Below are 24,071 nucleotides of genomic sequence, written 5' to 3'. Positions count from 1 at the left end.
CTTCTGTGCATAATATTATATGTTCAAAATGTATTTTTTGTAAATTCTGCTTTTTCAAATTTTGTTTATTATAACATGTTTTTAGTTCATACCACAACAAAAAGTTTTTTTCAGGTTTAAACCGCATAATTTAAAGGTTTTCTAAGGTTTTTATTTGTAAATAGATTTTTTTTAAGATTTTTCTTGACAAAGGTACTGGAACGTATTAGAATACAGGTACAGTGTATAACACAATATGCACAAAATTAGGAGGAAAGAAAAATGAACTTTACTTATGAACCCCTGACTAAAAATCAGATCGAAGATGTCCATCAGGCTACCCTGGATGTACTGGAAAAATGCGGCGTTGAAATGTGCGACGAACGCGCCCATGAAATTTTTAAAAAACACGGCGCCACGGTTGAAGGCAATATTATCAAGATTCCACCAAAGGTTGTCGAAGACTGTATGAAGCTTGCTCCGAGATCCTTCATACTGGACGCGGCCAACCCGGACCGCTCTGTCAACATCGGCGCGACCGACCGCCCTCTCATCGCTCCGAACGCTACCTCCCCCTTTATCATCGATGAAGAGTTCAAACGCCGCAAGGTTAATTTTGATGATATGCGCAATTTCTTCAAGCTGTCTCAGAGCAGCAGCTGTGTCGATATTGGCGGGCAGCTGATCGTATTCCCAACAGACAACTGTACCTACAAGGAGGGCGTTATCACCGCCATCTATGAATACTTCCTGCACATGGACAAGCCCATGAATCTGTGCTCTGTCGACCGCAACACCATCGATATGACCATGGAAATCATGCACCTGCTCACAGAAAAGGAAGGCGGTTATCCCCTATTCGCGTCTCTGTCTCCGATTTCGCCGCTCCGCTTTGACGAAGAGCTGCTGGATGGCCTGTTCTACGCGGCTGAAAAGAATCAGGTCATGGAGGTTACTCCCTGCTCCGCAGCCGGCCTGACCGGCCCGATCACCGGCATTGACAACGTGGTCCTGACCAACGCGGAAAACGTGGCCATGTTCACACTGATCCAGCTCATTAATCCAGGCCTGCCAGTGGTTTACTCCACCTATACCTGCATCACAGACATGCGTACCCTTCAGCTCTGCACCGGCGCTTCTGAAAGCATTAAAATGTGCGCCATGGCACGCCAGATGGCCGGTTACTATGAAGTGCCCTTTGATATGCCGTCCGGCAGCACTGACGCCAAAAACTGCGACGTACAGGCAGCGCTCGAATCGACAGCTGCCATCATGAACGCCTTTGCCGCCAAGCTGGATATCGCCATGTTTATGCTGGGCAGCCTCGACAGCTTCAACAGCGCCAACTATCGTAAATTCATTCTGGATGAAGAAATCATCAAGCATGTTCAGGCCTATATCAAGCCGGCCAAGGATATGAATATTGACAAAACGGTTGACCTGATCACCGAGGTTGGGCAGCACGGCACCTATGTCAAACATAAAAACACCCTGCGCAACTACCGCAAGGAACACAGCTTCCCGGATTTCGGCGTCCGCAGCACCTATGAAGAATACGTTATCGAAAACAAGGATATCACACAGCGCATCGACGACCAGCTGAAAAAACGGATGGACGCCTACGTTGCACCTGAAATTCCGGAAGACAAAAAAGTCAAGATGAAAGAAATCTTTGACAAATACCTGCATTAATGATTTTCGGGGGTTCTGTGCACAGGACTCCCTTCCCTGCCTGATTAAATGAATTCTATATTAAGGAGAGAAAAATGGACGCAACGAAAAAAAGAGGTGTAGGGTTTGGTATCTTTCTGGCCTGCAGCTCCGCTGTCGCTACCGGTACCTTCGGTATTTTTCTGCATTACCTGGCTGCCTTTGGACTCAGCGACGACACCGTCACGCTGATCGGCCCGGTATTCATGTTTTTTGCTTTTTTACTCATCGCGCTGATTAAGGACCGCAGACTGCTCCTCGCACCGAAAAAGCTCTATTATTTTACAATGATCGCAGTCAGCGGTTTTGTGCTTTATCCGCTTTATAATTTTACTTATGTCCGCGTATTCGCAAACCTGCCCATGGCCATCGCATCGCTGTTTCACTTTTCAAATTCCATCGTTCTGGTATTTTTGATGCGGATTTTGTTTAAGCAGAAAATCACCAAAGAAAAGCTCATCTGCTGTGTGCTGGCCATTGTGGGCATCATGCTGGTACTTCAGATTATCACCTTTGGCGCGGTGGCTCCGGACGACAGTGTCCCGATCACCAGCATGGGGATTTTCTGGGGTGTTGCGGTTGCCTGCGCTCTGGCTTTTGTGTACTCAATCGACTATTTTCACATCAGCCATGATGTGCCGGTTATCACCACTCAGATTTATGCCTGCCTGTGCAGCTCCATCATTCTGCTGCTCACCTCTAACCCGGCGGCGGTCGGCCAGAACATCATGGAATCTGTTTCCGCAAATGGTGCTATCGTCATTGTAGTGGCGATTATCTACTGCGCGGTGCTCATGTGGTCTTACTATTCCATTACGGCCTGCTACAATTATATCGATGCCTCCTACGGCGCGCTCACCTTTGTTCTGGAGCCCAGTGTCGCAGCCATTCTTGGCTTTATCATCCTGCACGAAACCCTGACGCCGCTCCAGATGCTGGGGATCGCCATTGCGGTTTGCGCCATTGTGTATATGCAATACTCCGAGGGCAAACGCGAAAAGGCTGAGCTTGCCGCCCAGGCGAAGTCATCCGATCTCACCCAGGATTCTGCAAATGCAAATCCTGAAGTTGACGTCGAATAGCCTTTATGCCCAAAGGAGTGTGAAAGATAATGCCTTTTCTCAGACATAAGGGCGCTGCCTACGGCGTCCTGCTGGCTGCTTCCTCCGCGGTGGCTACCGGTACCTTTGGCGTGTTTCTGAACTATTTTGACAGCCTTGGCATTTCCGAAAACGCCATGTCGACTTTTACGCCGTTAGCTGTCCTTGCCTTTTACCTGATCTATACCCTGATCACACAGCCAAAGGTTCTCAAGCTGCCCAGGAAGCTGTTCTATTTTACCCTCATCGTGTGCAGCGGAATGATCGCGTCGCCTATTTACATCTATACCTCGATCCGGTCTTTCAACTCACTGCCCATCGCTGTCGCCTCGCTGTTGGATTTCTCGAACGCCATTGTTCTGGTTTTTTTGATGCGCATCTTTTTTAAATCAAAGATCACCAAGGAAAAGCTTATCGCCTGTGTCATCGCTGTTTTCGGCATGGTGCTGGTGCTTAATCTTTTTAACACGCATGTCAGCGATATTACAACCATTGGTATTTTCTGGGGGCTGGCCAACTGTTTCAGCTTAGCTTTCGCCTACCTTTTTGATTATTATCATATTTCAAACGGCGTTTCCTATCTGGCGTACCTGGTCTATTCCAACGCCATGGGGCTCATTGTTTTTTCCTTTAAAACCACGCCTGCCGAGGTGTTCCGGGAATTTGCGGCCGCTGCCCCTTCAGGCGGCCTGACCATGTGGCTCATGCTGCTCGGCTACTTTGCCGTTCTGGTTATCTCCTATGGGACCATCGCCGTTTCCTACAATTATATCGAAGCTTCGACGGCTTCCCTGACCTTTGTCCTTGAACCCACCACGGCCGCGCTTCTGGGCTTTATGGTCCTGAGCCAGCATCTCGGCTCCCTCCAAATTGTCGGGATGATCATTGCTGTGGCTGCCATTGTTTATATGCAGTATACCGGCGACAAGGCGGATGAGGTTCAGGCAAAAGAGAATGAAAAGAAAAAAGTGGTTCAAAACGAGTGATAAATCTGGAAATGAAAAGAAAAAATGGCAGCCGTACCGATTGGGGTACAGGCTGCCATTTTTTTACTTTTTTTATAAAGCTTCTCAAAAACGTCTATACCGGTCGCGGTTCTTTCCTTTCTTCACCCAGAATTCTTAAAAACATCATAAATTCATCACATTCGTCATGTAAAATTTTTGTAAAGTTTGAAATGAAAGGAAATACTTATGAACACACCCACTCAGAGCAACAATGTTTTTCAAAGGATCGAGAAAAAATATCATCTGTCCGGCGAAAAGTACTGGCCGCTCATACAGGCTCTAAAGCCCTATATGCAGATGGACGAATACGGGCGCCACACCATCTGCAATATTTACTACGACACCCCCCACTACGACCTGATCCGGCATTCCATCGAGAAGCCGCCCTATAAGGAGAAGCTGCGCCTGCGCAGCTACGGCGTACCAGGGCCCCAGGACACCGTCTATATTGAGATCAAGAAAAAATGGCAGCGCACTGTTTACAAGCGCCGGGCCGCCATATCCCTGAACCAGGCCGAGGCCTGGCTCAACCGCGGCCTGCGCCCGGACCTCGACACTCAGATTCTCCGGGAGATCGACTATTTTCTGTCTTTTTACAGGCCGGTTCCCAAGCTTTTTCTGGCCTATGACCGCATTGCCTGCTACGGTATTGAAAACAACAATATCCGCATTACCTTTGACGCCAATATCCGCAGCCGGGAATCAAACCTGAGCCTTGCCCGCGGGGATAGCGGCACAGCACTGCTCGACTCGAAGGCGGTTCTCATGGAGATCAAGATTCCCGACGCCATGCCCCTCTGGCTGAGCGGCATGCTCTCAGAGCTCGAGATCTACCCTGTGTCCTTTTCCAAATACGGCAGCGTCTACAAGCGCAAGCTTATAACCGAAGGGAGGAACCCCGCTTGTTCACAACAATCATAGACACAGCCACCACCGGCCAGATGTCCATCAGCACTGCACTGATCTGTACCTTTGTATCCCTTATTCTGGGGCTTGTCATCGCAGTGGTTTACATGGCACACGGTACCTATTCCAAAAATTTTGTCATCACGCTGGCTCTTCTGCCTGCCATGGTGCAGATTGTCATCATGCTGGTCAATGGCAATCTGGGCACCAGCGTGGCCGTGCTCGGCGCCTTCAGCCTGATCCGCTTCCGCTCGGTTCCGGGAAGCTCCCGGGAGATCAGCAGCATCTTCTTTTCCATGGCGGTGGGGCTGGCCACCGGCACTGGCTACGTGGTGTTCGCCGCAGTCATCACCATTGTTATCAGCCTGGTCATGCTCATTCTCTGCCGCTCTCCCTTTGGCGAGCGCAAGCCGCTTGACAAGGAGCTGCGCGTCACCATCCCCGAAAACCTGGACTATTCTGAAATTTTTGATGATATTTTCAGTACCTACACAAAAAAGGTGTCTCTGGAACGCGTTAAAACCACCAACCTCGGCAGCATGTATGAGCTCTCATACCACATTGTCCTGAAGCGGGATGAGGATGAGAAAGCCCTCATCGACGCCATTCGCTGCCGCAACGGCAACCTCACGGTGATCTGTGGCCGGCCCCAGACGGTTTCTGAGGCCCTTTAGGAGAAAAAACATGAAAAAAACAAGCCTTTTATTTTTAGCCTTTATTCCGCTCTTTATCCTCCTGCCGGTTCTCACAGCCGGCTGCAGCGCAAAGGCCGGAATCTCCTCCGGCGCAGACGCCACGGCCACAGCAACCGGTTATGACGCGGAGGACTATGACACAGACTACAGTGATGAAAATCCCCAGAGCGTTACGCTGAAGAAAAACAGCATTGATTTTTCCGGCGACGGCGCCACCGTAAACGGCAGCACCCTCACCATCACAGGGGCCGGCGCTTATGTGCTCTCCGGTACCCTGAATGACGGCAGCATTGTCATAAACACTGACAAAAACGCCACGGTCCGCCTTGTGCTCAAGGACGCCCATATCACCTCGGGCAGTGGCGCGGCCATCTACAGCAGGCAGGCCGGCAAAACCCTCGTTACCCTGGAGGCCGGCACCCAGAACAGCCTGACCGACAGCGCGTCACGGGACAGTGCGGACACAGATGCGCCGAGCGCGGCGCTTTATGTGCAGGATGACCTGACCATCAACGGCGACGGCGCATTGTCGGTGACTGGCAGCTACAACGACGCCATTACCTCAAAGGACGACCTGAAAATCATGTCTGGCACCATCACCATCCCCTCCTCGGCGGATGACGGCATTGTGGGGCGCGACGCCACCAAAATCGCGGGCGGCGCCATCACCATCAACGCTGCCGGCGACGGCATCAAGGCCACCAATGATGAGGATACCGCCAAGGGCACCATCCAGATCGACGGCGGCACCTTTGACATTACCGCAGGGGCTGACGGCATCCAGACCGAAAACACTCTTACGGTGGGCGGCGGCACCTTCAGCCTGGTCACAGGCGGCGGAAGCGCCAACAGCAGCGATAAGGCAGGAACCCCCGGCAGCACCTGGGGAAGCTGGCAGCAGACGCCCCAGACTGCGTCCGACGACGCCAACGACACGCCCCAGAGCGCCAAGGCGCTGAAGGCCGGAAACGCCATTGTCATCAAGGGCGGTACCTATCACATTGACTCGTCTGACGACTCAATTCACTCTAATGGCACCATCGACATTAAAGACGGCACCTTTACCCTGAGCTCCGGCGATGACGGCATCCATGCCGACACCTTCCTGACCATCGACGGTGGTATCTTTGACATTACCAAGTCCTATGAAGGCCTGGAGAGCATGAGCATCACGCTGAACGGCGGCAAGGGCAGTATTGTGTCAAGCGACGACGGCATCAACGCCGCGGGCGGCGACGGCTCCTCACAAAACGGCCGGCCTGGGCAGAACCCCATGGAAAGCGCCAGTGTGGACGACGGTTCCATTGTGCTGAACATTAACGGCGGCGAATGGTATATCAACGCCGGCGGCGACGGGCTCGATTCCAACGCCTCCATCAACCAGACCGGCGGCACGGTTACCATCGATGGGCCCACCGATGGCGGCAACGGCGCTCTGGACTACGACGGCACCTATAACCTGACCGGCGGCACTCTGATCGCGGCGGGCAGCTCCGGTATGCTCCAGACGCCGTCGTCAGACTCTGCCCAGAACAGCATCTCTCTGACCTTTAACGCTTCTCAGGCGGCCGGCACCACCATCAGCCTGAAGGACGCGAACGGGGAGGAAATCGCAGACTACACCCCGTCTAAGACATTCCAGAATATTATCATCAGCACGCCGGATATCCGGACCGGCGTCACCTACACACTGACAAAGGGCGGCGCAGACCTGACCACTGTCACCCCTTCTTCCTCCGTCACAAGCATTGGCGAGGACGGAAGCACCCACAGCGGCGGTATGGGCGGTGGTCCCGGCAACATGGGCGGCCCAGGCGGGAACCGTCCCGGCAGCAGCACTCCGCAGGATATGCAGGGCGGGCCGGGACAATAAGGATTAAAAAAAGAGCTGCACCTGGCGCGCAGCTCTTTTTTTAAATACTCTCTTTTAAAAACCGTTTCTCAAACTCCTCGACCGGCATGGGTCTGGAATAATAGTAGCCCTGGGCAGCCTGGCAGCCGCAGGCATTCAGGAAGCCTGCCTGATCGCCCGTTTCTACGCCCTCGGCAATGACCTGAAGCTCCAGGTCGTTGATCATGCCGATGGTATGCTCAATGATGGTTTTACCTTTCTGGGTCGCCACGCTCTCGTTAAAGAACTCACGGTCCAGCTTAATGGTGTTGACTGGTACATTTTTGAGCATATTGAGCGAGGAATAGCCTGATCCAAAATCGTCCATTGAAAAGGAGATTCCTTCCTCTCTCAACCGCTCCATGCCGCGGTACAAATCCACCGTGTTCTCTACAAAGCTGCTCTCAGTCAGCTCGACTTCTAAAAGCGCCTTGGGAATATCGTAGCGTCTTATAATATGCAGCAGCTTTTTATAAAAATTCGGGTTATATACCTGCACTCTGGACACATTAACCGACACCGGAACTGCTTCCATCCCCCTGTCCAGCCAGGATTTAATGATCCGGCAGGTTTCCTCCCAGACGTATTCGTCCAGCTTGATGATGAAGCCGTTGCGCTCAAAAAGCGGGATGAAACGGTAGGGCGTCAGGAACCCTCTTTCAGGATGATCCCAGCGCACCAGCGCCTCCGCACCGATCACGCTGCCTGTCTGCACATTGTGTTTGGGCTGGAGATACACCTTGAACTGGTGCTTTTTCAGCGCGTCGTCCATCTCGTTTTCGATCCGCTGCTCCTCAATCTGTTTGGCTCTCAGCTTTTTATCGTAAAAGGCCCACTGCTTGATGAGGCTCCCTTTAATGGTCTTCTGGGCCAGGTTTGCCCAGTCACATAGGATACTGATCTGGACATTCCGGTCCCTCACAATGCAGATACCGCAGGAGGGCATAACCTGATAGGTTTCTGAATACTGGTTGATCTCCGCCAGTATTTTCTGAATACGCCTGAGCAGTGGCTCACCCGAACCATAGGACATACAGAGACAGAACACATCGCTGTTCATGCGCCCAAAAGCGTCCATCGGCCCCATATGGCCCGAAATAACAGTTGCCATAAAGCGGAGCAGCCGGTTTCCCTCCTCCCGTCCGTACAGATCATTGATAAACTTAAAGCGGTTGACATCCAGGCGCACCACGGCATATTTCTGCTCCGGATGCTCCCTGAGCAGCTTTTCTGCCCGGGAATAAAAGGTATTGATGTTATAGATACCGGTTAACATATCAAACTCTGCCCGGTACTTCAGGGTTTCGTGCGCGCGCTTGGATTCGTCGATGTCGTTCAGGGTACCGATCACCCGGCTGATGCCGCCATCCTCATTGTAAAGCACATTAAATACAATTTTACACCAGATATAGCGGCCTTTCTTATTGCAGAGCCGGATTTCCAGCTCTACCTGCCCGTTGCTGATGGCGTCCATGCTCATTTTCTGCTTTAATATTTCAATATCGCCGGGGTGGACGACCCCATCGTCAAGCCAGATTTCCTTGATGTCCCGGCCGTCATAGCTGCCCATAAAATTTTCCGAAAACCGGGGCGCATAATAGCGCTCTCCGGTCTCTGGGTTCCACTCAAATACCAGGGTGTTTGTCTGCCCAATCACCAGACGGTAACGCTCGTCATCCATCTGCTTTTTCTGAAGGCTTTGGTTTTCCTTCTCAACGGCTTCCAGCTGTTTTTTATAATCAATATCCATGATAAAGCAGAGCAGGATCTCATCCTCCTCGCCTTCAATATCCGCTGGAAAAACGGTCAGCGAGGCCCAGTGATAGGCGCCGTCCTCCCAAAGCTTACGGAACTCTCCAATGACGCTGGTCTTTCCGGAAGCCAGTGCCGCGTGTATTTTATCAATATCAAAAAAATCCAAAAAACGTCTCGAATCCTCCGGGTGAATCATGTGCGCTGCCACATCGGCAATACCGTCTGTCAAAGCGCCGTCTTCTGGCGGCGTCACATATTTACCCTCTACATGGTAGATGATCCGATAATGATTTTTGGTAATGTTCAGTTCATAGAGCTCGTCGTAAATATTACGCAAAGCTACGTTATAAACATTATTTTCAATGGTTTCGTTTGTCTTTTTTCCTGCCATTTTACAGCTCCTGTTATGGGTTTAACTGCAGCTGGCTACCCTACAATGTATGTTTAGGCCCTGTAGCTTTGCGTCTCTGTCTTTCAGCAGATTTGCCCTAGTATTAATCTCGTTTATATTTTACTCTATTATATAATAGATTTTTTTGAAACACAACTCCTATTTTCCACCAAAAAAGCAGGCTTAAGCCTGCTGGTATTTCTGGTTATTCGTTCTCTTCCTCTTCGTTAATCAGGTAGGTTAAGGTAAACAGACTGTCGGTGATGTTCACACTCTCTACCACCACGTCGTCCGGCACCGTCAGGTCCAGAGGCACGAAGTTTAGAATCGCTTTGATCCCGAGCTCTACGACACGGTCTGTGGTTTCCTGCCCGACCTTCTGCGGTACACTCAGGATACAGATATCAATCTTATGGTGCGCCACAAAGGCGTCGAGATCGTCCATGTGGTACACGGTCACGTCTCCGACCTTTTTGCCAATCTGATCCGGATCCACGTCGAACATGGCCTTGAAGTGAATGCCCTCTTCCTTAAAGCGCTCGTAATTGACAATGGCATGTCCCAGGTTCCCAGAACCGATGATAATGCAGTTATACTGGAGATCAAGCCCCAGAATTTTGCGAATGGCCTCCTTCAGCTCTTTTACCTTGTAGCCGTAGCCCTGCTGTCCGTAAGCGCCAAAGGAATTCAGGTCCTGCCGGATCTGCGAGGCGGTCAGCCCCATCATAGCCGCCAGCTCCTTAGACGAGATTTTTTCAATATGTTGATCCTGTAAATCGGTTAAATACTGGTAATACTTGGGCAGACGCTTAACAACTGTCATCGATACCCTTTTTGAAAAAGTTTGCATTCTGCACTCCCCTCCTGCGTCGTACTTATCCTTTTTATTATATCAAGTTGTTAAAAAAACGTCAATTTTTATGGTCGAATTAATTAAAAAAGTGTCAAAGTTTTTTAATTCCTTCAGAAACCGGGCAAACAAGCGCCTTCGGGGTGTCTTTAAAAGCAATTAATCGGTGATGTCCGACATCAAGTTAAGGTGCGGGCTGCCAATCACCTTGGCCACATCCAGCACAAAAGCAATGCCCATGCCCGGCCTGTCGATTTCGATTTTCTTCTGGATCGAGCAGAGCACCGCGTTCCTTATGGACGCGTCCACCAGAATCAGAACGATCTCCTTTTCAGGCTCAATGGTGATGCCGAAAAACCGGGCGTTCTCATGGATGCCGGACCCGCGGCCATACATAACGGTCGCTCCGTCAGCGCCGCCCTGCTTGGCCGCGTCAATGACCTCGCCGGACATATCTTTTTCCACAATCACCACAATCAGTTCGGTCTTAATCTTATTTCTGTCTTCCATTTTTTCCTCCATCATTCGCTAAGTAATCTACATATTATATATGATTAAAATCTTCTGTCAATACCGGTTAAGAATCACGCGGCTGCTTTTCACACTGCCTTTTCCTGTAGGCCTCCTTCTGCTTATAAAAGAAGCCCAGAAGCAGGGTTGTCAGAATCGGCGCAAGGGCAATCAGCGCTACCACGCCAAAGCCGTCCAGCAGCGGATTTCGTCCTGGCGTCGCGCCCGCCACAGCCACTGAAAGAGACAGAATAAAGGTCGAGCACATGGGGCCAGTGGCTACGCCGCCGTTATCAAAGGCCATAGCCAGAAAATTCGGCTCCACAAAGCGGCCGAGAATAAAGGCCAGTATATAGCCCGGAATCAAAATCCACCAGAGCGAAATACCGGCCAGCAGCCGGATCATGGCCGTCATAACCGCTAACGCCACGCCCAGCGAGATCGCAAGCAGCATAACGCGTGCTTTGATGGCGCCGCTGGTCATTTCCTCAACCTGCTTTACCATGACCTGGACGGCTGGCTCGGCAAAGGCGACCAGAAAACCGATGGCAAAGCCCAGCGGAATGAGAATCCAGCTGTACTCAAGCTCTGCAAGGGCTGTGCCCAAAAATTCGCCGGCCGGTACAAAGGCAATGTTTACGCCCTGGAGAAACAGCACCAGCCCCAGGTAAGTCACCACAAAGCCGCCTATAATCCGCTTGATAATAGGAGCCCGCAGCCGCAGCGCAATGACGTTCAAAAACAGAAAAATCAAAACAATGGGCAGGATGGCCAGAAAAACCTCCCATGCCACCTCCGGCATACCGTGAAATAAATGATTGATCAGGCTCATCTGAAGATCACCCCCAAAATCATGACGGCCAACACCGGTCCCAGCGAGGACAGGGCAACCATCCCAAAACTGTCTGTTCCTTCCCTGCTGGTTCTTACGCCGCTGGTGATCCCGCTGCCCAGACTCAGTATAAAGGGCACTGTGATGGGACCAGTAGTGACGCCGCCGGAATCAAAGGCTACTGGCGCCATCTCAGGGTTCGTAAAAAAGGACAGGGCAAAAACAGCGATATATCCAATGATCAGGATATGGTACAGCTTCATCTGAAAAACAAAGCGCAGCAGCGCGATAACCAGAAAAATACCGACCCCAACGCCGACCACAGCGATGAGCATCGTCCGGTTGATGGTCCCCTCCGAGACTGCTGCCACCTGGCCAGCCAGCACCTGCACATCCGGCTCGGCAATGGTCACAAACATGCCCACAAAAAAGCCGGCGATAATCAGAATTTTCAAGCTTCTCCGGGAAACCAGAAAATTTCCCACACGCTCACCAACCTCCATCATGGAGATGTCCGCGCCAAACAAAAAAAGCGCCATGCCGATCATCATCATGATGGCGCCGCCGATAAAGGACGCGAGCATCTCAGGCGTGAAGGGCGCCCAGATACCACTGATGATCAAAATCAAAACCGTCATCGGTAAAATTGATACAAGGACTTCTTTAAAGCTATTAAGCAGTTTTCTCATCAAACCTCCTCCTCATTTTGGAATACGTTCTTTTTATACCCATTTAGATGCAAAATATTCATCATTTTGCAAATTTCTTTTCCCTGACTCTGTCCGCAGTCGACACACCCCCTCTTTTTTGGTATCATATATAAGGAATACTATGGAAAGAACAGGCAGAAAACCCTATGCTTATAAATATTGAAAATCTTAGTTTTAGTTACGGCATCAATGAAATTTTTAACAAACTGAGCCTCTCCATACAGGAAAAGGAAATGATCGGCCTGGTGGGGCGCAACGGCTCAGGCAAGTCCACCTTTCTCAAGCTACTGGCCGGCAGGCTTACCCCCGACAGCGGCGTCATCAGCAAAAAATCCAACCTTACCATTGGCTATCTGGCCCAGGAAGCTGATTTTAAAGCGGACACCACGCTAGACACCCTTTTTCGCTCTGTCTTTGACGCGCTCATCAAAATGGAGGAGCGGCTGCGAGAGCTGGAGCACCAGATTGGTGAAACCGACGGTGCAGAGCAGGAAAAGCTCATGAAAACCTACGGCGAGCTTCAGGACCGCTTTGCAGAGCAAAAGGGCTATGAATACCCCAGCCGCATCCGCGGCATTGCCAGGGGCCTTGGCTTTACCGATGAGGATATGGCAAAGCCCTTTGGCGTTTTGTCAGGCGGCGAAAAAACACGGGCGGCCCTGGGGCGCAACCTGCTTCAGGAACCAGAGCTTCTGCTCCTCGATGAGCCCACCAACTACCTGGATATCGACTCCCTCCAATGGCTGGAGCAGTTTCTGAAGGCCTACGACGGCGCCTTTGTCATCATCTCCCATGACCGCTACTTTCTCGACAAGGTCTGCGGCCGTATTCTGGAAGTCTCACGCCACTCACTGGACAGCTACACCGGCAACTACACCACCTATGTGGAAAAGAAAGAAAAGCTGCTCATGGATCTGGACCATCAGTATGCCCAGCAGATGCGCGAAATCAAGCGCCAGCAGGAAATGATTGCCCGATTCCGCCGTTATAACTCTGTCCACAGCTCCAAGCGCGCTGCCAGCCGTGAAAAGGCTCTGGCAAAAATGGAGGTGGTCGAAAAGGTGCAGACCGAATCCGATGCCCATTTTAACTTCAAACCCCGCATCCAGAGCGGCAAGGATGTCCTGACTGTCCGCGACGTATCAAAATCCTTTGACGGACAGCCCCTTTTCGAGAATATTTCCTTTGATATCCACCGCGGCGACAAGGTGGGCATCATCGGGGCCAACGGTATCGGCAAAACCACCCTGTTCCGCATCATCCAGGATAAGGTGTCGCGGGACAGCGGCGTCATCGAATACGGCCATAAGGTTCATGTCGGCTATTATGACCAGGAAAATAACGACTTAAAGCAGTTTTATGACGAAAACCTTCTGGAGGCCCTCTGGGATATCGACATGCACTTTACCGAGGGCGAGCTGCGGAGTATTCTGGCCGCTTTCCTGTTTACTGGCGATGATGTGTTCAAGGCTGTGAGCTCTCTCTCCGGCGGCGAAAAGGCCCGGCTTCTTCTGGCGCGCCTCATGCTGTCCCAGTCCAACTTCCTGCTTATGGACGAGCCCACCAACCACATTGATATGCGCACAAAGGAGATCCTCGAAAACGCCCTGATCGCCTATCAGGGGACGCTCTTGTTCATTTCCCACGACCGTTATTTCCTCAACCGGGTGGCGACCAAAATCTATAACTTCACCCCCACGGGTATTGAGGTCACCCTTGGCAATTATGACGACTATATCCATTACAAGGATGAGGCCGCCCTGCTGGAAGCCCTGGAGGCAGAAAAAAACCGGACCGTGGTCACCAAGACAAAGCAGAAGGCAGACCGCAAAAGACAGAAGGAGCAGGAGTCCGCATTCCGCGGTAAAAAGAAGGAGCTGAAAACTGTGGAAACGGATATCGAGCGCCTGGAAAACGAAATCGCAGATTACGAAGCACAGATGTGCCAGAACGATTTTTATGACGACCTGGACAATGTAAACACGGTCACCGCCGCCTATAACACCGCCAAAGAAGCTGTGGCCAGCCTGACGGACCGTTGGGAGGAGCTGCTGCTCGAAATCGAGGCGTGGGAGGCGCAATAATATTCTTCTTATCCCGCCAGATAATCTCTTGATTGTCGCGGGATAATTGTTATAATAGTCTAAAACCAGAAATCAAGGGGATAAAAATATGAAATTAAACGAACAGGAAAAAAGAGTCCTGAACAGTCTGTTCAGCGGCATTACAGGAACGACCCGAAACGAGATGCTCTGCGCGCTTTACGCCGCCAAGCCTGCCAACGACGGCACTGTGGATTCTCAGGAAATCATCACACTGGTCAACGGGCTCATCCTAAAAATCTATAACGCAGAACCCGAGGAAATGCAGGAGGTATTCGCTGGCATTCCCTACGAGGTTTAGAAAAGAAAAAGCTGCATGGCCTCTTAAACACAGGTCATACAGCTTTTTTATTACTCTGTTTTAGCGCTCCACATCATGAGCTCATTATAATCCGGATAGGCGCCCTTTTTCCAGATCTCGCCGCCAACGACGGTAATGGGCATTGCCTCAACGCCCTCCTGCAGCAGTACCTGCTCCACCGGACGGATTTCTGTCATCAAGCTCGGATTATCCCAGATATTAAACACATTAATGGTGATCCCGGCATTTTGGAAAGCCTTCAGAAGCACATCAAAGTCAATGATTCCCTGCTCACCGTTATGATTGAGTGTCGTTTCATAAATATTAATTTCTGCCATCCCCAAAACCTGCTTTCTCTCGTTTTTATTATTATACCACAGTCCGTTCACTCCAGTTAATGGCAATATCTGTCCTTCAATAGAAAAAAATAGAAAAAACGGTATACGCCGAAACGGCGTACACCACAATATCTTATTGTTTTTTCTAGTTTTTAGCTAACAGGCACTATATATAGTATTGAGCCGTTCTGGCTAAAAAAACGCCAGAATTAGTACCAGCCCTTAAGCTTCATAGCCTTTGCAATCTTCTTAATCGCGTAATTAAACGCTGCTGTACGCATATTGGAGGCTTTTTCATTGACAAACACATCGTATACGCCGTTGAAGGCTTTAACGATCAGGTCTTCTTCTTTTTCAAAAACTTCTTCCTTGCTCCAGTAATAGCCCTGAAGGTTCTGAACCCATTCAAAGTAAGATACGGTAACCCCGCCGCTGTTTGCCAGGATATCTGGCACAATAAATACGCCTTTTTTAATTAAAATCTCATCGGCTTCTGGTGTTAACGGTCCGTTGGCGCCTTCGCTGATGATCTTTGTGTTGATTTTATTTGCGTTGTCTTTGGTGATGGCTCCGCCCAGACCACATGGCAAGAGGATATCACATTCGATTGAGAAAATTTCGTCTTTATCAAATGGCTTTGCATCCGGATATCCGGCCAGGTCATTGCCATTTTCTTCATAGTATTTCATTAAGGCCGGAATGTTCATGCCTTCTGCGTCGTAAAGACCATTACGGCTGTTGGCAATGGCGATGATCTTGCATCCTTGTTTATAAAGCCATTCCGCCGCAAAGCTTCCGACATTGCCGAAGCCCTGAAGCACAACACGCGCACCTTTCAGGTCCAGACCAATTTTAGCAGCCGCCTCACGTACGGTAAAGCCTACGCCGTAGCCGGTGGCTTCAGTTCTGCCCAGAGAGCCGCCCAGCTCCAGTGGTTTACCAGTGAATACGCCGATGTTCTGGCTTCTGGTAATGGCGTTGTATTCATCAATCATCCAGGACATGATCTGGCCGTTTGTGTTAACGTCCGGAGCCGGAATATCAAACTTTTCACCAAATGCCGGATGCATCGCTTTCACAAAGCCTCTTGTCAGGTTTTCGAGCTCACGTTCAGAGAGCTTTTTAGGATCAACGGTTATACCGCCTTTACCGCCGCCATAAGGGATACCGGCTACAGCACACTTCATTGACATCCATGCAGATAATGCCTTTACTTCGCCTTCGTCCACGCCTGGATGGAATCTTAAGCCACCTTTTGTTGGTCCAAGTGCGGAATTATGCTGTGAACGGTAGCCCTTGAAAACTTTCTTGGTCCCATCGTCCATCTGGACTGGGAAAGATACTTCATAAAAGCGGTTAACCTCGCTCAAAAGATCGTATACGGCTTCCTTATTATCCAGTTCCATTTCATCAATCGCGTTGCGCAACTGCTGTCGGTACATTTCAAATTCACTCATCATTTTACGTGTTCCTCCTACGTATTATATTAAGTTGTTGCTTCCTTGGTAAATATTATAATATTAATGTATACATTAGACAATATTTTTTTGCTAATCCTTGGTTTTTTTTTAATACACTAAAGCAAAAGGCCGAATCCATCCGGGATTCGGCCTTAAGAATTTTTAATTTAAAGCACTTCTGGACCACAGGGTCACGCCTGCAATCATCAATGTGCATAAAAACAGCGGAATAAAATCAATATGATCCTCGATGCCGGTGGACGGTGCTTCAGAAATCTCCGAGATCTCCGGCTGTGCTTCTCCGGTCTGCTCACCCATGGCATTATCCGCGGTCTGAGCGGTATCTGCCGCAGTTTCCAGCTTTTCCTCACTGTTTACAATGGTCTGCTTATTGACATTATCGGATGCGGCCGACGCGGTAAAGCTCTGGGCCTCATCGCTGGTGTTTTCTTCGCTGTTGCCAAAGAAAACAGCGCCTGAAACGCCTTCAGCGTTCTCGGGCATCTGGTAGTCCTGGGCGTTGTCCTCATCGTTTAAAGGTTCAATGGGCGCTACCGTGCCATCCTTGGTTTTGACCATCATGTTGACTGCCATACGCTCGCTGCCCTCTGCCGGCTCTGTGATCACGCGGAAGCGCGCGCCTGCCGGTATCACTGCCAGCACCTTATTGCCAGGGCCGCTGACAATCTCACCGTCCAGCTCAATGCTGATAGTGCTGTTCAGGGCGTTGGAATCCACAAAGACTTCCGCCAGATTTTCTGGTATTTCCGGGTCTGCTGCTTCGCCCTCTGGCTGCCGTGGCGTGGTTTCTGGCGCTGGCGTTTCATCCTCTGCCTGCTCAGGTGTCACCGTTTCGGTATTTTCCTCCTGCACCTCTGTCTCCGGGCTCACTGTCATGGCCTCGTCCGGCGTTGCCAGCGGTTCCTTTGCAGAGGGTGTCGTCTGAGTTTCAACCGTCGTCGACGGCTCTGTTGTCAAGGTCGTTTGCTTTGGCGTCGTCTCCTCTGCCAAAACAGGGAGGCAAACGAATACCAGTAAGCCAGTCAAGACAAATAACATCTTCTTAATACTGTTCATTGCTCCTCCTATCTTTTTCCTTTTTAAAATTCTTAGTCATTATACCACAAGCCTGTTTTTTTGAAAAGTCGTTTAAGACTCTCCCCTGTTTCACATATTTTTTAACATTTTCGGTCTTACTGACACATTTTATGAGCACACTCATGTTTAAAGGGTTTTAAGCCGTATCGTAAAAACAGTTCCTGCCCCCATCTCTGACGCAGCGTCGATGGTGCCGCCGTGGGCCTTGATGGTATAGCGGACGATGAAAAGCCCAAGCCCCTGTGAATCGCTGTTCCCGCCGCGTGTGGTATAAAACCGGTCGAAGATTTTTGGCAGAACATCCGGCGGTATACCTGCGCCGTTATCGGAAAACCGGATCACCACCCAGCCCGCCTCCTGTTTGACCTCAACCACAATCCTGCCGTTTATGGGCGTGAAGCCCATTGCGTTGTAGAACAGGTTCTCAAACACACGGTAGATAAGCTCTGGGTTTCCCATTATTTCAATGGGCTTTCCAGGCTTAATCATGCTGAAGCTTATGCCGCTTGCCTCTGCGTCTGGCCGGTTGTTTTCATAAAAATCATCCAGCAGTCTGCCAAGATCCATTTTCTCCTTTTTCATAACCGCCTCGTCCTGGCTGGTAAACTCCTGAAGACTTCGCACCTTTGTCTGTACCTCGTTTGATTTCTGATTAATGATCTCCAGATAGCGCTGGACCTCGTCGTCCACCTGCACATTGCCATACTTCACCAGCTCAATGAAACCCTGAATGGCCGTTACCGGAGCTTTGAGATCGTGGGCCAGATCAGAGAGAAATTTTTTACGCTCGTTCATCAGAGTTGTCAGCTCCCTGGTACGCACGGCCACCTCCTCCTCAAGATGCGCCGTGAGCCGTTTGTTTTCACTTAAAACCTGCCGGTAATAAAACACCATCATTCCGCCGAAGATCAACACCAGGATAAAGCTGCAGTACTCGCTCTGCCAGCCAGTGTAAATGGGCTCAAAGGCATTGCTGCTGGTAACCTGTACCAGCAGGCTGATGCCAAACACCGCATTGGCGGCCATGAGAAAATAAGCCTTGACCTCTCTCCTTTTAAGCGCCAGAACCGCAGCAGTCATCAGGTAAACAAAAGCCAGAAGCTGATAAAAATCCAGGAAGCCGCCATAGGCATTGATGAGCCAGGGCGCACCCGGCAGCACCAGAAGCGGCACCACCACCGAAACCACGCACATCGTGGCAGCCAGCGGCAAAATGAACGCCCGATAGATGCTTTTCTGGTTCACCTGTGATATAATACTGCTGATAGCAATGACGCATAAAAGCATGATATAACTGGTGCAGTCCTCCAGCGCATAAAGCGATTCGGTCAAGGGAATCCCCAGCCAGCGCAGCGGCTGATAGGCCATATGCAGTCCAAAGGACAGCGTCATAAGACCATAGTAGAAAAAAATCCTGTCCTTTCCCGGAGACATCCAGACCACCAGTGTAAAAATGGCGATGACCAGGCTGGCAATACACAAAAGCGCATAGAACAGCTGATTCACAAAAATCAGATGGCTGATTTCCGGCGCCTCTCCCAATACTGGCGGATAGTAGATTCCACTGTAATAATGGCTGAAATTGGCAGTGTTGATGAGAATGTCGGTCTCTGCCCCTGCCTCAAAGCTGATAACTGTGTTTTTAATATAGGGCTCATACTGCTGGGGATCTGTATTTCCCAAGGCTTCCACCTTCTCGCCATTCACCCAGATATCCGCACTCGAAAAGATCTCCTGAAGGGCCATACTCAAAATAACAGGTTCGCCCTCATTTATTATTTTCAGGCGGTAGGCACAGGTTCCATAAGGAGAGCTCCCACGTACACCCATGGAAAAATCAGGATGCTGCCCAATATAAACGTATTCCGACGGCTCAGGCTCATCAGGCCCATCACCGGCAAAGTCCTCTGGATTCAGGTGTTTTCCCTTGTAAAAGGCCCATCCGTCCACCAGGCAGAAAAGCTTATCTTTAGAAAAAGCATCTGCTGTCAGTGTCAGAATGCCATTTTCCGCCTGCGGCGCTGTCTGGGTATATTTATTATCCACCCGGTAGAGCCACTGTATCAGCACCAGACACAGCGCTGCGGAAAGGATTAAAATAACCAGCCCAATTGTAATAGCACTTATCTTCTTTTCCATTTCATCATTCCATTTCGATTATTTGTAAGGAGAACCGTATGTCAGCGATTTGTTCAATAAAATACTTATTTTTGTTTATGATCCTTCTTCTGGTTTCAGCAGCCATGCCGGCCAGGGCCAGCGCAATGATCACAGGCCCTGCCCCGGCGCCCGCGGAGGAATCGCCCAGCTGCGAAGCTTTCCAGGTATGGGTGGATGAAAACCAGGATACCGGCGGTACTTATATCCTGACAGAAGATCTTGTCATTACGCGCTCCCTGAGCATCTATAGGCCCGGGGCGCCCATCGCCATCGACGCCGGACCCTACCACATTTACGTTAAGGATACCGCTCTGCTTGAGCTCATCGGCTCCAATATCACCATTACAGGAGAGGGCGGCGCAGAAGGACTGATCCGCACATCGCCCATGGGCGTCCTCATCCTTGAAGCGTGCAGCATTACAGCCGAAAGTGGCACCGCGCTCTTTTATGAGGGCGGTGATCCCACAAGCTGGTCCATTAATATCGGCGGCACGCTGAGTGCGCCGGCCACCATTGCCGCTTACGGCGAAAACGCGCGCGGCATTGTCTGCGAACAGCCCGATCCACTGGAATTGGTCAACCTGTTCATCACTGCTGACGGTGCCCACAGCATTGGTATTTCGTCGGTTTCGGATATTTCCATGACGAATTGCAGGGTCACAGCCAAAGGCTCAGGCGCCGTTTCTGTCACTTCACAAAATGGCAGGGTCACGGGAACACTGTGCCGGCTCACTCCTGAGGCGCCTGAGTTTTCGTACGACGAGACTCAATGGATCATCACCGGAATCGACGAGCTGCATTTTGTTCTTCCGCCCTTCACTGACTATGAAGAGAGCGGGCTGCCGGACTACATGACCGTAAATATCGCGAACAGTAAGGATCCAGACGATACCTGCTATGTCTCGCTGGCTGTCACCTGGGATCGAGCCGCCTACGACGCTGGTCTTGAAAAAAACGAGCCCTTTACGCTCACCGGCACCTTGGAAGTCCGTGGGGATATCCTCAGCGGCGGCGCCCAGACGCCTGCAGCGGCCATTTCCTTTAAAACAGCCACGCCCATCGACGACCTGAGTGTCACTGCCACGCCCGATGTCAAGATGTGCAGGCTCACCTTTAGCTTTACCTCGCCCGCTGGCGCCTCCTCTGTAAAGCTGCAAAAGTCGGCTGATGGCGGCAGCAGCTGGATCAGCCAGGATATCACCAAAGCCTACAGCCTGAATGACGCGGGTAAGGCCGTCTACGAGGATATCCTGAAAGAGTCTGGCACAGCCCTGTATCGGTTAAAGATTACAGGCTCTGCTTACGCGGGCTACTCCAACACAGTCACCGGCTCCTTTGAATCTCTGCCCCTCACCGGCGAGGAATATGAGGATATTGACGGCAGCCGGGGTGGCGGCGGAAGAAATGAAGTGAGCCGGGATCCCGGCGGCAATATCTTTGAGAATATGCTCGGATACCTTCCGTTCAATAACCCTGCCGTTAATGCGGCGGAAATTTTTCTGGCCCTGGACAATAAAAATGACTCTCCGCTCGCCAAAAATGCCGCTGACAAGCTTCAAAAAAACACGCCCTCCTCTGAGTGTGCCCCAGGCGATTCTCACGAAGGACAAGACACTCCCCCGTCGGGTGCCGCGGCTCACACCATCTGGCCTGCCTTCGGTCTGCTGTTCATTTTCCTGTTTTTTGCCGGCGCGGTCCTCTGGCTGAATCCGACCCTCCGCTCCCGTTTTTTCAAAAAATAGCTTTAAAGCTGAGGCGTAGATGCCTCAGCTTTTTTGATCCGCAACAAATTTATAGCCTTTTCCCCAAACCGTCTGGATATACTGATGTTCCTCAGAAAAAGAATTGAGCTTTCTCCTGATCTGCGCCACGTGTACCTGAACCGTATGCGCGTTACCCAAATCCGGCAGCTTCCACACCCTTTCAAAAATATCCTTCTGGGAAAACACCTGATTTTCATGGTTCGCCAAAAAAAACAGAATATCAAATTCTGCCGCAGTTAAGGATATGGTCTTATCTTCATAAGCGACACTTCTTGCTGCTTCATTGATACTCAGCCTTCCAAAGTTCAGCGCCTCGCCACGGCTGGCCTTTCCTTCCTGCTGACGTATGCGCGCGCAGATGCGCAGTTCAAGCTCTCGCAGACTAAAAGGCTTGATAACATAGTCATCGCCGCCTGAAACAAAACCATTGATCCGCTTGTCCTCCTCAGCGTAATTTGACACAAAAAGAATGGGGACATTGTTATTCTTTTTAACCGCTTCACAAACCTCAAAGCCGTCCATATCCGGCAGCGCCACATCCAGCACAATGCAGTCCAGAGGCATATGGGCCGCTGTTTTGAGGCATTCCTTTCCGTTCTGGGCCGTGTAAACCTTATAACCGCGGCCTGTAAAATAAATCCGCGTTACTTCCAGTATCGAAGCATCGTCGTCTACAATCAATAAATTATACATTTTGCTCTCTCCTACCTAAGCTCCAATGAAATCATTATACATAAAAATGCTTCTTTTGAAAACTAAAAAAGCAGGATATTAAGCTTTCACTTAATATCCTGCCTGTTATAAAATCATATCATTTTATTTATATTAGCTTTTATTACATCATTGGCATTCCGCCGCCACCCATTGGAGGCATTGCAGGAGCTGCTTCTTCTGGTAAATCAGCAACGGCAACTTCGGTGGTTAAGAACATCGCGCAGATGCTTGCAGCGTTCTGGATAGCTGTACGGGTTACCTTGGTCGGGTCGATGATACCTGCTTCAATCATGTTGACGAATTCGCCGGTAGCAGCGTTGAAGCCGATGCCGTTTTCTTTCTTGCGCAGTTCGTTGACAATAACAGAGCCTTCAAGACCAGCATTTTCAGCAATCTGACGAACGGGTTCTTCAATCGCGCGGCGGATGATAGCAGCGCCGATTTTTTCATCGCCTTCCAAGGTATCGATTAAAGCATCTACCTTGTCTAAGGTTTCGATGAACGCAGATCCACCACCAGGTACCATACCTTCTTCGACACCAGCTCTTGTCGCGTTCAATGCGTCTTCGATGCGGTATTTGCGTTCTTTCAATTCAACTTCGGTAGCGGCACCAACCTGGATAACTGCTACGCCGCCAGCCAGTTTAGCCAGACGTTCCTGTAATTTTTCTTTGTCATAATCCGATGTGGTTTCAGGAATCTGAGCCTTGATCTGAGCGACTCTTTCTTCAACGATCGCACGGTCTCCCTGTCCATCAACGATGATGGTGTTGTCCTTGTCAACCTTAACCTGACGCGCGCGTCCTAACATAGACATATCGGCGTTTTTCAGTTCCAGACCAACTTCTTCAGAGATTACCTGACCACCTGTTAAAGCAGCGATATCCTGTAACATGGCTTTTCTTCTGTCACCGAAGCCAGGAGCTTTAACAGCGACACAGTTGAAGGTTCCTCTTAATTTGTTCAGTACTAAGGTTGTTAAAGCTTCGCCTTCAACATCTTCAGCAATGATTAAGAGCTTAGCGCCCTGCTGTACAATCTGTTCCAGCACTGGAAGTAATTCCTGGATATTTGTGATTTTCTTGTCTGTGATTAAGATATATGGGTTGTCTAATTCTGCAACCATTTTTTCAGTATCGGTTACCATGTAACCAGATAAATATCCTCTGTCAAACTGCATACCTTCGGTAAATTCCAGTTCTGTACCCATGCCCTTGCCTTCTTCAACAGTGATAACACCGTCGTCGCCGACTTTAGTCATGGCTTCTGCAATTAAATCACCAATTTCGGTATCAGCGGCGGAAATGGAAGCTACCTGAGCTTTTGCTTCTCTGGTTTCTACTGGTTTGCTGTTAGCTTTCAGTTCGTCAACAACAACTTCCACAGCCTTTTCGATCCCTTTTTTCAGAACCATCGGATTCGCACCGGCTACAACGTTTCTGTTACCTTCTCTTACAATAGCCTGAGCTAATAAGGTAGCGGTAGTAGTACCATCACCAGCTACATCGTTTGTTTTGGTAGCAACTTCTTTGACCAGCTGAGCGCCCATGTTTTCAAAAGCGTCTTCCAGTTCAATTTCTTTAGCAATGGTAACACCATCGTTTGTAATGGTTGGAGCACCGTAGCTCTTTGCTAAGATAACGTTTCTTCCTTTTGGTCCTAAGGTTACTTTGACAGCGTCTGCCAATTTATCTACGCCAGCAATCAGTGATTCTCTGGCGTCTGCACTGAATTTAATATCTTTTGCCATTTTAATCTTCCTCCTGAAAATTTATAATCTATTAAATGTGGTTTTCTGA

At 50.0% G+C, this 24,071-nt stretch carries 20 protein-coding genes and 1 riboswitch; of the genes, 9 read left to right on the top strand and 11 right to left on the bottom strand.

Annotated elements, in window-relative coordinates:
- Window positions 1–261: 261 nt before the first annotated feature.
- The 6 genes from DW091_RS02600 to DW091_RS02575 all read left to right on the top strand — a co-directional run bounded on the left by DW091_RS02600 (window position 262) and on the right by DW091_RS02575 (window position 7,270).
- Window positions 262–1,671 carry a trimethylamine methyltransferase family protein gene (locus tag DW091_RS02600; protein ID WP_118517327.1) on the top strand — a complete coding sequence of 470 codons (1,410 nt, stop codon included), beginning with the start codon at window positions 262–264 and terminating at the stop codon, window positions 1,669–1,671.
- A 74-nt stretch (window positions 1,672–1,745) separates the two neighbouring features.
- Complete coding sequence (locus tag DW091_RS02595; RefSeq protein WP_074616559.1) at window positions 1,746–2,771, top strand: DMT family transporter; 1,026 nt, start codon at window positions 1,746–1,748, stop codon at window positions 2,769–2,771.
- 29 nt (window positions 2,772–2,800) lie between these two features.
- Window positions 2,801–3,775 carry an EamA family transporter gene (locus DW091_RS02590; RefSeq protein ID WP_074616558.1) on the top strand — a complete coding sequence of 325 codons (975 nt, stop codon included), beginning with the start codon at window positions 2,801–2,803 and terminating at the stop codon, window positions 3,773–3,775.
- Window positions 3,776–3,982: 207 nt separating this feature from the next.
- The gene (locus DW091_RS02585; RefSeq protein WP_058695551.1) at window positions 3,983–4,717 is read left to right on the top strand and encodes a polyphosphate polymerase domain-containing protein; all 735 of its coding nucleotides are present in this window, start codon (window positions 3,983–3,985) and stop codon (window positions 4,715–4,717) included.
- Window positions 4,699–5,376 (top strand): DUF4956 domain-containing protein, encoded by a 678-nt coding sequence (locus DW091_RS02580; protein ID WP_118517326.1) that lies wholly within the window; start codon window positions 4,699–4,701, stop codon window positions 5,374–5,376. Before DW091_RS02585 ends, DW091_RS02580 begins: the two co-directional genes overlap by 19 nt.
- Before the next feature lie 10 nt (window positions 5,377–5,386).
- Complete coding sequence (locus tag DW091_RS02575) at window positions 5,387–7,270, top strand: carbohydrate-binding domain-containing protein (protein ID WP_118517325.1); 1,884 nt, start codon at window positions 5,387–5,389, stop codon at window positions 7,268–7,270.
- A 40-nt stretch (window positions 7,271–7,310) separates the two neighbouring features.
- Here the strand turns inward: DW091_RS02575 and DW091_RS02570 are convergent, their stop codons facing one another.
- The 5 genes from DW091_RS02570 to DW091_RS02550 form a co-directional block, all read right to left on the bottom strand.
- The gene (locus DW091_RS02570; protein WP_058695553.1) at window positions 7,311–9,434 is read right to left on the bottom strand and encodes an EAL domain-containing protein; all 2,124 of its coding nucleotides are present in this window, start codon (window positions 9,432–9,434) and stop codon (window positions 7,311–7,313) included.
- A gap of 23 nt (window positions 9,435–9,457) precedes the next feature.
- Window positions 9,458–9,541, bottom strand: a riboswitch (cyclic di-GMP riboswitch).
- Window positions 9,542–9,639: 98 nt separating this feature from the next.
- Entirely contained in the window at window positions 9,640–10,284 is a 645-nt protein-coding gene (locus DW091_RS02565) for a redox-sensing transcriptional repressor Rex (RefSeq protein ID WP_058695554.1), read from the bottom strand.
- A 159-nt stretch (window positions 10,285–10,443) separates the two neighbouring features.
- Window positions 10,444–10,794 carry a P-II family nitrogen regulator gene (locus DW091_RS02560; protein WP_074616553.1) on the bottom strand — a complete coding sequence of 117 codons (351 nt, stop codon included), beginning with the start codon at window positions 10,792–10,794 and terminating at the stop codon, window positions 10,444–10,446.
- Between the two features lie 67 nt (window positions 10,795–10,861).
- Window positions 10,862–11,626 (bottom strand): DUF1538 domain-containing protein, encoded by a 765-nt coding sequence (locus DW091_RS02555; RefSeq protein WP_118517324.1) that lies wholly within the window; start codon window positions 11,624–11,626, stop codon window positions 10,862–10,864.
- Complete coding sequence (locus DW091_RS02550) at window positions 11,623–12,315, bottom strand: DUF1538 domain-containing protein (protein ID WP_058695557.1); 693 nt, start codon at window positions 12,313–12,315, stop codon at window positions 11,623–11,625. Before DW091_RS02550 ends, DW091_RS02555 begins: the two co-directional genes overlap by 4 nt.
- Window positions 12,316–12,482: 167 nt before the next feature.
- Here DW091_RS02550 and abc-f point away from each other — a divergent pair, with 167 nt between their 5' ends.
- Window positions 12,483–14,420: a ribosomal protection-like ABC-F family protein gene (gene abc-f / locus DW091_RS02545; protein WP_118517323.1), complete on the top strand. Its 1,938-nt coding sequence runs from the start codon at window positions 12,483–12,485 to the stop codon at window positions 14,418–14,420.
- Window positions 14,421–14,508: 88 nt separating this feature from the next.
- Window positions 14,509–14,739, top strand: a complete 231-nt coding sequence (locus DW091_RS02540; RefSeq protein ID WP_038354041.1) for a hypothetical protein — start codon at window positions 14,509–14,511, stop codon at window positions 14,737–14,739.
- A 50-nt stretch (window positions 14,740–14,789) separates the two neighbouring features.
- Here the strand turns inward: DW091_RS02540 and DW091_RS02535 are convergent, their stop codons facing one another.
- The 4 genes from DW091_RS02535 to DW091_RS02520 all read right to left on the bottom strand — a co-directional run bounded on the left by DW091_RS02535 (window position 14,790) and on the right by DW091_RS02520 (window position 19,774).
- Window positions 14,790–15,077 (bottom strand): arsenic metallochaperone ArsD family protein, encoded by a 288-nt coding sequence (locus DW091_RS02535; RefSeq protein WP_058695559.1) that lies wholly within the window; start codon window positions 15,075–15,077, stop codon window positions 14,790–14,792.
- A gap of 209 nt (window positions 15,078–15,286) precedes the next feature.
- Window positions 15,287–16,537 carry a Glu/Leu/Phe/Val dehydrogenase gene (locus DW091_RS02530; protein WP_058695560.1) on the bottom strand — a complete coding sequence of 417 codons (1,251 nt, stop codon included), beginning with the start codon at window positions 16,535–16,537 and terminating at the stop codon, window positions 15,287–15,289.
- 162 nt (window positions 16,538–16,699) lie between these two features.
- Window positions 16,700–17,614, bottom strand: a complete 915-nt coding sequence (locus tag DW091_RS02525; RefSeq protein WP_118517322.1) for a hypothetical protein — start codon at window positions 17,612–17,614, stop codon at window positions 16,700–16,702.
- A 147-nt stretch (window positions 17,615–17,761) separates the two neighbouring features.
- A complete protein-coding gene (locus DW091_RS02520; protein WP_118517321.1) occupies window positions 17,762–19,774 on the bottom strand; it encodes a sensor histidine kinase in 2,013 nt (670 codons plus the stop codon).
- Between the two features lie 38 nt (window positions 19,775–19,812).
- On the opposite strand from DW091_RS02520, the gene DW091_RS02515 reads away from it, so the two are divergent.
- Window positions 19,813–21,537 (top strand): hypothetical protein, encoded by a 1,725-nt coding sequence (locus DW091_RS02515; protein ID WP_118517320.1) that lies wholly within the window; start codon window positions 19,813–19,815, stop codon window positions 21,535–21,537.
- 24 nt (window positions 21,538–21,561) lie between these two features.
- Here DW091_RS02515 and DW091_RS02510 read toward each other — a convergent pair whose 3' ends face one another.
- Both DW091_RS02510 and groL read right to left on the bottom strand, forming a co-directional pair.
- Window positions 21,562–22,251, bottom strand: coding sequence for a response regulator transcription factor (locus DW091_RS02510; RefSeq protein ID WP_058695564.1), 690 nt, complete (start codon window positions 22,249–22,251; stop codon window positions 21,562–21,564).
- 142 nt (window positions 22,252–22,393) lie between these two features.
- Window positions 22,394–24,022, bottom strand: a complete 1,629-nt coding sequence (gene groL / locus DW091_RS02505; protein WP_058695565.1) for a chaperonin GroEL — start codon at window positions 24,020–24,022, stop codon at window positions 22,394–22,396.
- Window positions 24,023–24,071 lie beyond the last annotated feature (49 nt).

The sequence above is a fragment of the Eubacterium sp. AM05-23 genome, assembly GCF_003477535.1.
Lineage (GTDB): Bacteria > Bacillota > Clostridia > Eubacteriales > Eubacteriaceae > Eubacterium > Eubacterium maltosivorans.
This window is presented reverse-complemented; position numbering and strand designations above follow the sequence as displayed.

Bases quoted from the DNA above. Each gene is read 5' to 3' on its own strand.
- DW091_RS02570 (WP_058695553.1), bottom strand. From the start codon at position 9,434: ATGGCAGGAAAAAAGACAAACGAAACCATTGAAAATAATGTTTATAAC.
- DW091_RS02560 (WP_074616553.1), bottom strand. From the start codon at position 10,794: ATGGAAGACAGAAATAAGATTAAGACCGAACTGATTGTGGTGATTGTG.
- DW091_RS02575 (WP_118517325.1), top strand. From the start codon at position 5,387: ATGAAAAAAACAAGCCTTTTATTTTTAGCCTTTATTCCGCTCTTTATC.
- groL (WP_058695565.1), bottom strand. From the start codon at position 24,022: ATGGCAAAAGATATTAAATTCAGTGCAGACGCCAGAGAATCACTGATT.
- DW091_RS02520 (WP_118517321.1), bottom strand. From the start codon at position 19,774: ATGGAAAAGAAGATAAGTGCTATTACAATTGGGCTGGTTATTTTAATC.
- DW091_RS02530 (WP_058695560.1), bottom strand. From the start codon at position 16,537: ATGATGAGTGAATTTGAAATGTACCGACAGCAGTTGCGCAACGCGATT.
- DW091_RS02565 (WP_058695554.1), bottom strand. From the start codon at position 10,284: ATGCAAACTTTTTCAAAAAGGGTATCGATGACAGTTGTTAAGCGTCTG.
- DW091_RS02535 (WP_058695559.1), bottom strand. From the start codon at position 15,077: ATGGCAGAAATTAATATTTATGAAACGACACTCAATCATAACGGTGAG.
- DW091_RS02590 (WP_074616558.1), top strand. From the start codon at position 2,801: ATGCCTTTTCTCAGACATAAGGGCGCTGCCTACGGCGTCCTGCTGGCT.
- DW091_RS02515 (WP_118517320.1), top strand. From the start codon at position 19,813: ATGTCAGCGATTTGTTCAATAAAATACTTATTTTTGTTTATGATCCTT.
- DW091_RS02595 (WP_074616559.1), top strand. From the start codon at position 1,746: ATGGACGCAACGAAAAAAAGAGGTGTAGGGTTTGGTATCTTTCTGGCC.
- DW091_RS02600 (WP_118517327.1), top strand. From the start codon at position 262: ATGAACTTTACTTATGAACCCCTGACTAAAAATCAGATCGAAGATGTC.
- DW091_RS02540 (WP_038354041.1), top strand. From the start codon at position 14,509: ATGAAATTAAACGAACAGGAAAAAAGAGTCCTGAACAGTCTGTTCAGC.
- DW091_RS02510 (WP_058695564.1), bottom strand. From the start codon at position 22,251: ATGTATAATTTATTGATTGTAGACGACGATGCTTCGATACTGGAAGTA.
- DW091_RS02555 (WP_118517324.1), bottom strand. From the start codon at position 11,626: ATGAGCCTGATCAATCATTTATTTCACGGTATGCCGGAGGTGGCATGG.
- abc-f (WP_118517323.1), top strand. From the start codon at position 12,483: ATGCTTATAAATATTGAAAATCTTAGTTTTAGTTACGGCATCAATGAA.
- DW091_RS02585 (WP_058695551.1), top strand. From the start codon at position 3,983: ATGAACACACCCACTCAGAGCAACAATGTTTTTCAAAGGATCGAGAAA.
- DW091_RS02550 (WP_058695557.1), bottom strand. From the start codon at position 12,315: ATGAGAAAACTGCTTAATAGCTTTAAAGAAGTCCTTGTATCAATTTTA.
- DW091_RS02525 (WP_118517322.1), bottom strand. From the start codon at position 17,614: ATGAACAGTATTAAGAAGATGTTATTTGTCTTGACTGGCTTACTGGTA.